Annotated in this window: 3 protein-coding genes; 2 read left to right on the top strand and 1 reads right to left on the bottom strand. The window is 29.9% G+C overall.

Annotation, left to right across the window (positions count from 1 at the left end):
* Positions 1 to 5: 5 nt before the first annotated feature.
* Positions 6 to 8,678, top strand: a complete 8,673-nt coding sequence (locus AC1RP9_RS02310) for a coiled-coil domain-containing protein (protein ID WP_481821781.1) — start codon at positions 6 to 8, stop codon at positions 8,676 to 8,678.
* Positions 8,679 to 9,057: 379 nt separating this feature from the next.
* Positions 9,058 to 9,972 carry a DNA cytosine methyltransferase gene (locus tag AC1RP9_RS02305; protein WP_481822741.1) on the top strand — a complete coding sequence of 305 codons (915 nt, stop codon included), beginning with the start codon at positions 9,058 to 9,060 and terminating at the stop codon, positions 9,970 to 9,972.
* Positions 9,973 to 10,121: 149 nt separating this feature from the next.
* On the opposite strand, the gene AC1RP9_RS02300 is transcribed toward AC1RP9_RS02305, so the two are convergent.
* Complete coding sequence (locus AC1RP9_RS02300; RefSeq protein ID WP_481821779.1) at positions 10,122 to 12,827, bottom strand: hypothetical protein; 2,706 nt, start codon at positions 12,825 to 12,827, stop codon at positions 10,122 to 10,124.
* Between the last annotated feature and the right edge of the window lie 139 nt (positions 12,828 to 12,966).

The following is a 12,966-nucleotide window of genomic DNA, read 5'->3' as shown; positions in this document are numbered from 1 at the left end:
ACAACATGTTAAAGAAAAAAACTAAAAAAGCAATATTAATCACTTCAGCTATTGCTGCACCAGTAGCAATAGGTTTAGGACTGACTTTATTGTCAATTCATTCAAATGAGGCCGTGGACAATAATAACGTTTATTTAAACATGCTCCAGGGAGAAAATTTATTTAAAATTTATGCTCCATATTTCCAAACTAGTGATCAAGCTAAAGCTGATATTATCCAAGGATATCAACAAGCTAAAAATATTTGAAAAGATAAAGATAAATCACTCAGTGAAAAACTAATTGCTCTTGATAAAGCACAAGAGACTAGCTTTAACTTTTACATTGATAATTTCAATTTAGCTAAATTTCAAGACAAAGAACCAACTGTCTTTTGAACTAAGGTACTTAACAATCAAGAAGGTCGGATTCGTGAATTAGATCTTAAAGACAAATTAACTCAATTAAAAGAAGACCAATCAATCAAATTCTTTAGTGTACTTTATACTGCAAGTAGTGAGCAATTAGCTCAATACTTAAGAACATTATCAACAGAAATTTCCAAACTAGTAGTCGAACAAAACCAAAAACTTGAACCATATATTAAGTTATTACAAGAAACTTCAAATAAACTGGATCAAGTTTTATTCCCAGGACTCAAAAAAGAACCAACCAGTTCATTATCATTACTTTATTCAAGAATTATTAGTGGTGATATTCGTTTAAACGAGGTTCAAATTGCTTCACAAGATACTAATAAAGAAGTAAAAAAACTTAATCAAGTACTTGAAAGTTCTCAAAGTGATATTAATGATATTAAAGAGTATTTACAATTAATTGAACCTTACACTGAAAGTGTGACCTACACAGATAAACAAAAAGAAAACGTTAAAGAATTCCTTGATTCAACTAAAATTAATTTAGATTTAGCACTGAATAAAGCTGATATTAATTCAATTCGCACCAACTTGGTTACTTTCTATCAACAAATTTCTGATGCTAGTCGAAGTGCTTCAGAAATTAAGGATGTAATTCGAGGATTAAACCAATATATTGATGAATTTGATCCACTCTTAGAATATAATAAAGCACTCATTCGTGCACAAATTAATAGTGCACTAGTTATTAGTGATAAAAATGGACTTATTTCAGCTAAAGCAAATGTTTTTAGTGAATACTATTCACTTAAATTTGTTAATGAATTAATTTCAGAACTCAAAGACAAGGTTAAAACTGCTAGTGAACAAAATTTAATTTCACAAAGTAAAGCCGTAATTGCGAATTCACAAATTGATGCTATTTTAAGCAGAAAACTTAACAATAAAGCATTAGCTAGCGAAATGTTTGCTTTTTATAATTCGCAAATTAACGAATTAGATTCGCTTGATTATTTAAATAATGAGCTTAAATTATTACAAGAACAAAGTAAACAAGTAAAAGAATTAGCATTTACTAATGAGGATATTAAAAATAAACTGACCGAATTAGAAAACCAAATTGTGAAAAGTTTTTCTAACGATGTCAGCTCATCCTATTTAGCTCCAGTTAATAAAAAACTCAATGAAGCATTGAGATTAATCTTTAAAGATGATTTAAAGCAATTAATCAATCAAATGGATGAACAATCTAAATTACTTAAAAACTTAGATAATCCAGCTAACCAAACTATTTTAGATGAAGTTAAAAAACTTAATGAACAAACGCTTCCAATGACTGAAGATTTTTCATTAGTTCCAAGTGCAACTTTAATTGAACAAATTAAAATATATGATTTTAAACTTCAAAACGTAATTAATGCTTACAAGCAAACCCTTACTGAAAGTATTTCGGATTTTACTGATGATTATTTACGGGTAGTTTTTTCGGATAATAATCCCAATTATGTTCCAACTGAAAATGAACAAAAACGAATCGATTTATATAACAAGCACAAAAAACGTTTAGATGAATTAAGAGATATTATCAATAAAGGGGATGGAAATCCAGCAATTTTCAAAGAATTAGAGGAAATTACTGCTAAGTTAAAAAACCTCACTGACACAGCTAAAGATTTTAGGGATTTATCAAATTTAGATAAATTAGCTCAAGAAACTATTAATCGTAAATTAAATAGTGAAAATGCAGCTATTTTAAAACCATTTATCGATGAATTAGAAAAAGTTCGTTCACAACTGGGAGCTGTTTTTGCTGACCCTAATGCTTCTAAAGAACAAATTCAAGACTTAATTAATCAACTTAATAAAGCTCTTAAAGACTTAAATCAAGCTGATACTAAAGTTATTTTTGATCAAAAAAACCAAGATTTAAAAAATGCTATTGACCAAAAATGACCAAACGGAGCTTCAAGTCCAGCAGCTGATGCTATTCGTAAACAATATGAACAATTACTTGAAGATGCTAAAGATGTTTCTAACTCAGCTCAAACGAACCAAAACATTGATTTAGCAAATCAATTAACTCAAATTACTCCAGTTGCTTTTGATTTAGAATTAAATAAAAAACGTTTATTAGACATTATTGGAGACAAAAATTCAGCTCCATACAAGGGTGATAAAACTACTCAAGCAATTCAAGCTGGACGGGACGAAATTGTTTTGGCTGATGCTTTAGTAGCTCGTTTGAATGATCGTTCAAACATTCCGAATCTGCAAGCGTTTGAAAATGCTAAAACCCAGCTTTTGCTTAGAGGAAATGAAATTTTACTTGCTTATGAGCAAGATAAAATCGAAAAACTCAATAATCAAATTCAAGCTACTGCTAAAACCCAAACCACTCAAGCTAATACTCGTTATAAAACATCACTTGAACATATTAATACTTATGCTACTATTAAAAAATCTGAATTAATTCTTGATAGAGCAACTCAAGCTGCTCAAAAACTCGAAAAACTAAATGATTTAGCTCAAGTCTCATCACAATTATTAGACTTTTATAATCAATACAATACTGGAAATACCACTAGTTTAGCTGAATATATTAATAATTTATTATCAAATAATGAGCTTTTAAGCACTGATGAAGATAATATAATTGTTAACAAAACTGTCACTTTAACTAATGCGCAAGAAATTATTCGTGCTAAAAAAGAATATTTAGACGAATATCATAATTTAGAAGCAATTTTAAACACTAATAAAAATTGAAAAATTTACGCTTCTTTAAACCGTCAAATTTCATTAATCAAAGAGCAAACTAATTCAATTATTTTTGATAATAATCTTACTGCTGAGCAAGTTCGTGCTAAAAAAGTCGAACTATCAGCTAATATTAATAGCTTTACTCGTCAAAAAGAATTATTATTACAACAATTTAACCAAGCTGTAAGCAATATTGAGAAAAAGATTTCACAATTATTAGATGCTAATATAGCTAAGTTAAAACAAAGCAATCCTACTTATACTTTTGATACTTATTATAATGTTGTTAAAAATACTTTTAATACCGATAAAACAGTAAATCAACGTGCACATGTTGATACTCACGATATTGAAAAATATGACTTAAAACTAGATGTTGCGTACCAAAAAGAACTAGCATCAAACAAACTCAAAGATATTAAAACATTTGCTAATTCAAATAATTATGGTTCGAGTGATTTACATAATAGTGCTAAAGGAGCATTGACTAAATTTGAAAGTTATTTAAATGTTCAATTATCTTTAAATGATTTAACGCTTGCACAAGCACAAAAATTAGTCCAAAAAGTGGAACAATTCTCAGAAATTTTTTCACTTGAAAAACGAGTTGCTGATCACGTGCAAGAATTAGAGGTTGCTGGAGCACGAACTGATTTACAAACCCTTTCGATTAAAACTCTTAAAGAAACCTTTAACAATACACTTCCAACTTCAGATAGTGATTATGATGATTTAACAACTCGTTTAAATCAATTAAAAGCTGTTTTTGACAAAGAGAATTTAAGTATTGAAAAATTACGTGAAGCTATTATTTTAGCTTTAAAAAATGATGATCCAACCAAAGGTGCTAATGGATTGGTTAAACAACTTACCGATGCATTAGGTGTTGCATACGATCCAAGTGTTACTACCAAACTCAATGATTTTGTTACTAGCATTGAACAAGCTACCAAAGCTAATGTTACTGCGCCTGAATTACAAAAATTACTAGATAAAGTTAATAAAGCTAAACGAGAGGTGAGTGCACTTGCTCAGCTTGCTCAAGCTGTTTCGCAAGCTCAAATCCATTTAAATGCTCTAACCAATCATAATTCAGCTCTAGTTAATTCTTATTCATCTAAACTAAATGGATATATTGCTCAAGCTAAAGATAGCTACTTAAAAGATAGCACAAGTGATAATAATACACTTTACAATGAATTAGCTAATAAAGTGAACTTTACTGGTCAAAAAATTGCTAAAGCAGATCAACTCGCAAGCAAATTGAAAGAAATTAGAACTGTGATTGATAATCCAGTCTTTAATTTACGAACTATTGATAATCAAAGTGGTTTAACTAAATCAATTCAATTACACGATTACTTGACTTCATTTGAAACAAGTGCAACAAATGATACTTTTACTGCTCAAGCAGTAGCTGATATTGATACTTTAGTGCAAAAAGCACAATCATTTAAAAATTTAATTGATTTAGACAATACTGTTCTTGCGACTGTTAATCAATGAGCTGATGCTTCGCTTCCAGTTAATGCTACTGATATTAAATCATTACTTAAATTAGTGTGAGATACTATTCCTCAAGCAAGTTCAAATAGTACTTTCACACTTGGAAAACAAACTGGAAATACTTATGATGTAAGTCAATTATTTAATCTAACTGGTGCTAATGTGATTGGTGCTCAGGAATATAATGCTTTAAGCGAAAAGATGAATCGTGAAATTATTACTGAGCATGACAAAATCAAAAAAACCAATACTTACCGTAAAGCCACTGATGCTAAAATCCAAGCTCTTCGTAACAAACCATTTACCGCTTTAGTGCACAATGAATTTAAAGATTCATTGTTAACTTATTTAACCGAACTAGAAAATACTAATAATAGTGCTACCTCACACACTGTTAGTCCTAATGAAACAGGTGAGTTAAATAAAGTTAACGCTAAAGTTGTAATCATTGAAAATCACTTTGACCAGTTAAAAACCTTAGCTCAAAAAGTCTTTGAACTAAACAATTTAAACAATCGTATCATCACAACTGATGCTACAGTTACTAGTGCTAAACAAAAAGCTACTCAATTAAGCACTCAAGCAGCAGCTTATTACAATGATACAGAGAAAATGAATGCTACTGGAAATGATTCTATTGCTAATTTACAAGCTCAAATTCAAGATGCACATGAACGTTTGAATTTATTATCAACTTATCAAATTGTTTCGAACTTATTCCATAATGATAAATCGCTTAATACTCAAGAAAAACAAGTTATTCAAACCAAGTTAGATAATTTTAATACTGAATATAATGCTACTGGAGCCCAAGCTCATACTCCAAGTGAATTATTTAATAAATACTTTAGAGAAGTGAATACTGTAGGAGCTAACGAAAATGCTAGTGTAAAAAATAACTTGATTAAATATGTGCTTGAAAATGCTATTGCACTAAAAAAAGCTTACACCCAAGCTCAAGAATATTTAACTTTTAAAGATACTAATATTGACGATACTGATGTAATTAGTAAATTTAATGCAATTGAACAAGAACTTTCAAATGCTAATGGACCAATTAATGCTAATAAAGATACTAATAATAATGAAGCAACCAAGATTACTTTAACAAATGATTTAACCACTAAAATTAATCAATTAATTCAAGCTAAAAAAGATCAAATTAGCCGTCAATTAACCAAAGATAATGAGGTTAAAGGATACGTGGATCAACATACAACTATTTTTAATCCAAATAATGTTGCTGATCCGTATGTTTCTAACTTTAAAGCACATGCAATTGATGAGCTTACGGTTGCTAATACGAACAAAGATAAATTAACTTATTCGCAAGTGAATATTGCTTTACAAAAAGCACAAGCCGTGTTTAAAACTCAAATTTTTGAATTGTATAAAAAAGCTCATGACCAAGTGCTTAAAATTCAAAACAAAGCAAGTGATTATTGAACTGATTTTGACGCTACCCATGTAAGCACTCGGAACGGAGCTGGAATTAGTGCTAATGATTATGCTCCATTGTTACAATTAAAAGGATTGATTGATACAGCATTGGCCCAAAGTTTAGATTCAATAGATAATTATGCAAGCAAAATTGATGCTTATATTAATGCAATTACTCAAGGAAACACCAATATTATCAGTACCTTTGTTAATACTGTTAAAGAGCATTTTAATGTGAAATTTTCAAATACAACACAATTAAAAGGATTTTATCCACGTTTATTTGAAGCACTAGCTCCACTCACTCAACCAGTTCCTGGAAAAACTCTTGATCATTATCAATATAATGATTTAGGGTCGCTCGAAGCTCAATATGACGTGCTGAAGAGTCAATATGATGTCATTAATATTTTTTATAACAATATTATTAACAAGGATGATTCCAACTCACTAGCCACCTTTGCAATGCAAGTGGATCAATTAAACCAATTGTTTGTAAACTATAATAATAGTGTTAAAACCCAAGTAGATGCTATTTTACTTAAAAACCCATTAATTCCAGTCTTTGAAGATATTTATACTGGAGTTAGTTATGATGATAATAATCCAGCAACTGAGCAATTGCGAAATGATTTTGCTACTTTTAAACAAAATATTACGAATTGAGCATTACGAATTCATGAAATTGTAGCTCAAAACTTTGATTTTGGTTCACTCAATGACCGAAGCAACCAAGGAAATGATATTTTCGGAATCCTAAACATGTTGCATGAGTATAAGGATTGAATTTTTAATAATAAAAATGAATTGCTCCACCCATTAGAAATTGATCCTAATCGAACTAACCCACTTCCAGCGATAGGAACTGGACTTGATACTAATTACGATAAAAAATACAAAGTCATTACTGCTAAGGACAATTACACTCGTAAGCAATTCATGGAACGCTTTGAAGAAATTGCTCAACGAAATGCAATTAACAATGCTTCAGGGAATAATAATTTAGTGCGAATTGATAATGATAATAACTTTTTAGAAATGTTTGAGCAATTTGCCTTTACTAACAAAGATATTATTGTTGCAAATGATGTTAAATCAATCTTTTCTCCATCAACCTTTAAAGTGTTTATTGAAAAATATGAGACTAATAATAATCAATGATTCCAAGTGGTTGATCGTCCGAATGTAGCTGAAGTTGATCGCAAGTCACTTAAAGCTAAATTAGTCTATCAATACGATTCAAATATTCCTGGTTTTGGTCAATTACAAACCACTAAAGAGGTGGTATTAACTTTTAAAACATTAGATATAGCTGAGCTACCAGCTCAAAATTCATCTGTATTTTTTGTTCCAGGAGTTGGATTTGATCAAAAATACGGATATAAAGCTAAAGTGGAAGGTTTAGATGTAGATGAAGCTGGTTGAAATATTGCTCAAGTAACAGACAAAAAAGACCTAAATTATCAGAAAATTAGAAAAGAAGTTATTTTAAAGGTGTACAACAAATTTAAAGCAACTGTCTTTGGTTTAACTAATTTTGGTCCAAGTCTTGCATATACTCAAGTTAATAATCAAGGGGTGTTTACTGAAAAACCAGACCAATATAAAAACACAGTTTATAATAACCCATTACATTTACCTGAATTAGATACAGTTGATTCAATTAAAACTACAGGTTCTTTAAGTCAAAATCGGATTAGTTCATATTTTTCATATTCAGACATAACAAGATATAATGATTATCCATATTTCTTTGACTTTGCTAACCAACATAATATTAACGTTACCTTTAATACTTCATTAAGTGTTAATAAAGAAGATGAATACTTAAGAATATATCCTGTTGATGAAGAACAAGGATTTGCGTTTTTACAAATCCAAGGTGGTCGTTTAACTGGACCAGTAACTAAAGGAAATCCAAACGGAAATCCACATTCTCCGGAAAGATATGATGCTAGAATTCATGGAAATGATTACTTTGCATATCGTGGGAATAAAGAATGATGAAATATTCCAACCGATAAATTACCAACTGGAGTCAACTTAAACTTGTATAAATTTAATATTGACTATGATCCAATTGCAAGAAAAGTTTATTTCTATAATTCGTGATTAGAAAATGAAGTATTGTTACCCAACCCAACAAACTTTGGACAAAAAATTAATGAATTTTTAACTTTATTAACCAATAATAATGTCACTTTACGAACTGAAGATTCTCAATTTTTAAATACAATAGTTCAAGGATATACCACACAACCAAATACATATATTCCTAGCCCAAAAGATTTAGCTCATGCAATAGCTATTGCATCAGCATACCCAAATCTTATATATTTCGGAGCAAGTGGTACAGGAGCAAGTGGTCGTGTAGTTCATCAATTACCTACTCAAGCTGCTTTTGCGTTCGGAACTTCACCAATTTACCCAGTAAATGGAGGTCAAACCCTTTTTTACTGACTTAATCCCGGTGACCCAACACAAACTGAATTAGTTCCAATATCAAAAAATGCCTTCTCAGGAAATGCTGATGACGAATTGCTAAAAAAATCAGCTTATGCACCTCTTTATTCAGCATCCATTAACAAATTCTGATTTAAGATTAGAGAACGTTAGTTTCTAGTTAGATAGATATAAATCAAAATCCAAACACCCCTTTTTTAATATTAAAAAAGGGTGTTTTTTCTAAATTAAAAACACAGGATTATATACGGATAAATTTATAAATAGTAACTTAAGCAAGGATTTAATTATGCGTGGTGGTGTAAGAAAAGGTTCTGGTCGTAAGAGTATGGGTGTTTGAGAGAAAAAAACAGCTAAAAAATGTATATTTATCAAATGACCAAATTTTACAAATTGAACAATTATAAATTGAGGGAACTAATTCATTTAGTCAAAAAATTTCTCAATTAATCCAAACAGGAATTCAATCATTACAAGAAAAACAAAACGTTTTACAATTTAATATTCCAAACAAGAATCACAAGAATAATCAATTAACTTTTATTGATTTATTGCTGGTATCGGTGGAATTAGAAAAGGATTTGAAGACAAAAATACTAAATGTGTATTTAGCTCTGAATGAGATAAATACGCTATAAAGACTTATCAAGCTAATTTTGGTGAAATTCCATTTGGAGATATTACTAAAATTCATGAATCTAGTATTCCTGATCACGATGTTTTATTAGCTGGATTCCCTTGTCAACCATTTAGCCATATTGGAAAAAGAGAAGGATTTGCTCACCAAACGCAAGGAACCTTATTTTTTGATATCTTACGTATTTTAATAGAAAAACGTCCTAAAATGTTTTTACTTGAAAATGTTAAAGGACTGTTAAGTAGTGATAATGGGAATACTTTTAAAATTATTATTCAAAATTTAAAAGAACTTAAATATACAGTTTTTTATAAAGTTTTAGATGCTCAAAATTCCGGACTAGCTCAAAGAAGAGAAAGAGTTTTAATTATTGGATTTAGACATGATTTAAATATTAATGAATTCCAAATTCCTGAAGGAGACAAAAACTATAAAAAACCAATAAAAGAGATTTTAGAACATAATCCTAAGGGTTATTCGATTTCAAAACATTTACAATCAAGTTATTTATTTAAGCAGAACGATGGGAAACCGCAAATTATTAACTTTGATTCAGAAATTCAAGTTAATACTTTATGTTCTAGCTATCATAAAATCCAACGTTTAACAGGTACTTTTATTAAAGATGGAGAAACTGGACTGAGAATGTTTAGTGAACTAGAATTAAAAAGATTAATGGGTTTCCCAGATGATTTTATTGTTCCTGTATCAAGGACTCAAATGTATCAACAATTTGGTAATTCAGTTGCTGTACCTATGATTAAAGCTGTTGCTATTGCTATGAAAAAAGCTTTGTTAAATAATAAATAAACCTGAACAGCAAATTGGAGAGCATGTCTTTTTAACTTATCCTAAGTTTCCCAGTTACAGAGATTAAAAAACCGTTTATATCCAATAAATGTGGATAAACGGTTTTTTATTTGCTATTAGTTTATATCTTGTATGAATCGTTTAAAAATCTAACGTTCTCTGATTTTAAATCAGAATTTGTTAATGGATGCTGAATAAAGCGGTGCATAAGCTGATTTCTTTAGTAATTCAATATCAATATTTCCTGAAAAAGCATTTTTTGATATTGGATATAATTCAGTTGTTTTAGGGTTATCAGCATCAATACGGTAAAGAGGAGCTTGACCCCCATTTACTGGATAAATTGGTGAAGTCCCTAATGCCGTATCCTTAGTTTTTGGTAATTGTAAGAATCCAAAACCACTTTGTCCTGTACCGCTTGCACCAGAATAAATGAGATGAGGTTTAGCTGAAGTGATAGCTATTGCATGAGCTAAATCTCTCGGACTAGGAATATATGTATTTGGTTGTGTGGTATATCCTTGAACTATCGTATTCAAGAAGCGAGTATCGTCTCTTCTTGAATGTAAATTTAAAGCTAGGAATTGACTAATTTTTTGCCCAAAGGTTCTCGGATCAGGTAACAATACTTCATTTTCTAATCACGAATTATAGAAATAAACTTTTCTTGCAATTGGATCATAATCAATATTAAATTTATACAAGTTTAGGTTGACAGCGGTTGGTAATTTATTGGTTGGAATATTTCATCATTCTTTATTACCACGATATGCAAAGTAATCATTTCCATGAATTCTTGCATCATATCTTTGTGGAGAATGCGGATCTGCACTATTATCCCCTTTAGTTACTGGTCCAGTTAAACGACCACCTTGGATTTGTAAAAACGCAAATCCTTGTTCTTCATCAACAGGATATATTCTTAAGTATTCATCTTCTTTATTAACACTTAACGAAGTATTAAAAGTTACGTTAATATTTTGTTGGTTAGCAAAGTCAAAGAAATATGGATAATTGTTATATTTTCTTGTATCTGCATATGAAAAATATGCACTAATTTGATTTTGATTTAAGGAATCTTCAATTGAATCAACTGTATCTAATTCAGGTAAATGTAATGTATTATTATAAATTGTATTAGCGTATTGGTCTGGTTTTTCAGTAAACACTCCTTGACTATTAACTTGAGTATACGCAAGACTTGGACCAAAATTGGTTAAACCAAAGACACTTGCTTTAAATTTGTTGTACACCTTTAAAATAACTTCTTTTCTAATTTTCTCATAATTTGGATCCTTTTTGTCTGTTACTTGAGCAATATTTCAACCAGCTTCATCTACATCTAAACCTTCCACTTTAGCTTTATATCCGTATTTTTGATCAAACCCAACTCCTGGAACAAAAAATACAGATGAATTTTGAGCTGGTAGCTCAGCTATATCTAATGTTTTAAAAGTTAATACCACCTCTTTAGTGGTTTGCAATTGACCAAAACCAGGAATATTTGAATCGTATTGATAGACTAATTTAGCTTTAAGTGACTTGCGATCAACTTCAGGTACATTCGGACGATCAACGACTTGGAATCATTGATTATTATTAGTGTCATATTTTTCAATAAACACTTTAAAGGTTGATGGAGAAAAGATTGATTTAACATCATTTGCAACAATGATATCTTTGTTAGTAAAGGCAAATTGCTCAAACATTTCTAAAAAGTTATTATCATTATCAATTCGCACTAAATTATTATTCCCTGAAGCATTGTTAATTGCATTTCGTTGAGCAATTTCTTCAAAGCGTTCCATGAATTGCTTACGAGTGTAATTGTCCTTAGCAGTAATGACTTTGTATTTTTTATCATAATTAGTATCAAGTCCAGTTCCTATCGCTGGAAGAGGGTTAGTTCGATTAGGATCAATTTCTAATGGGTGGAGCAATTCATTTTTATTATCAAAAATTCAATCCTTATACTCATGCAACATGTTTAGGATTCCGAAAATATCATTTCCTTGGTTGCTTCGGTCATTGAGTGAACCAAAATCAAAGTTTTTAGCTACAATTTCATGAATTCGTAATGCTCAATTCGTAATATTTTGTTTAAAAGTAGCAAAATCATTTCGCAATTGCTCAGTTGCTGGATTATTATCATCATAACTAACTCCAGTATAAATATCTTCAAAGACTGGAATTAATGGGTTTTTAAGTAAAATAGCATCCACTTGGGTTTTAACACTATTATTATAGTTTACAAACAATTGGTTTAATTGATCCACTTGCATTGCAAAGGTGGCTAGTGAGTTGGAATCATCCTTGTTAATAATATTGTTATAAAAAATATTAATGACATCATATTGACTCTTCAGCACGTCATATTGAGCTTCGAGCGACCCTAAATCATTATATTGATAATGATCAAGAGTTTTTCCAGGAACTGCTTTAGTGAGTGGAGCTAGTGCTTCAAATAAACGTGGATAAAAACCTTTTAATTGTGTTGTATTTGAAAATTTCACATTAAAATGCTCTTTAACAGTATTAACAAAGGTACTGATAATATTGGTGTTTCCTTGAGTAATTGCATTAATATAAGCATCAATTTTGCTTGCATAATTATCTATTGAATCTAAACTTTGAGCCAATGCTGTATCAATTAATCCTTTTAATTGTAACAATGGAGCATAATCATTAGTACTAATTCCAGCTCCGTTCCGAGTGCTTACATGGGTAGCATCAAAATCAGTTCAATAATCACTTGCTTTGTTTTGAATTTTAAGCACTTGGTCATGAGCTTTTTTATACAATTCAAAAATTTGAGTTTTAAACACGGCTTGTGCTTTTTGTAAAGCAATATTCACTTGCGAATAAGTTAATTTATCTTTGTTCGTATTAGCAACCGTAAGCTAAAGTTTTAATCCTTTTATATTTAATACAATATCAAAATTATTCTGCTAGATCTAATTGATGGCTTTAAAATATTTTTTTAATTATTATCTG

This window comes from Mycoplasma sp. 3686h, from assembly GCF_056781225.1.
The sequence above is the reverse complement of the archived record's forward strand: the minus strand, read 5'-3'. Positions and strand labels throughout refer to the sequence as shown.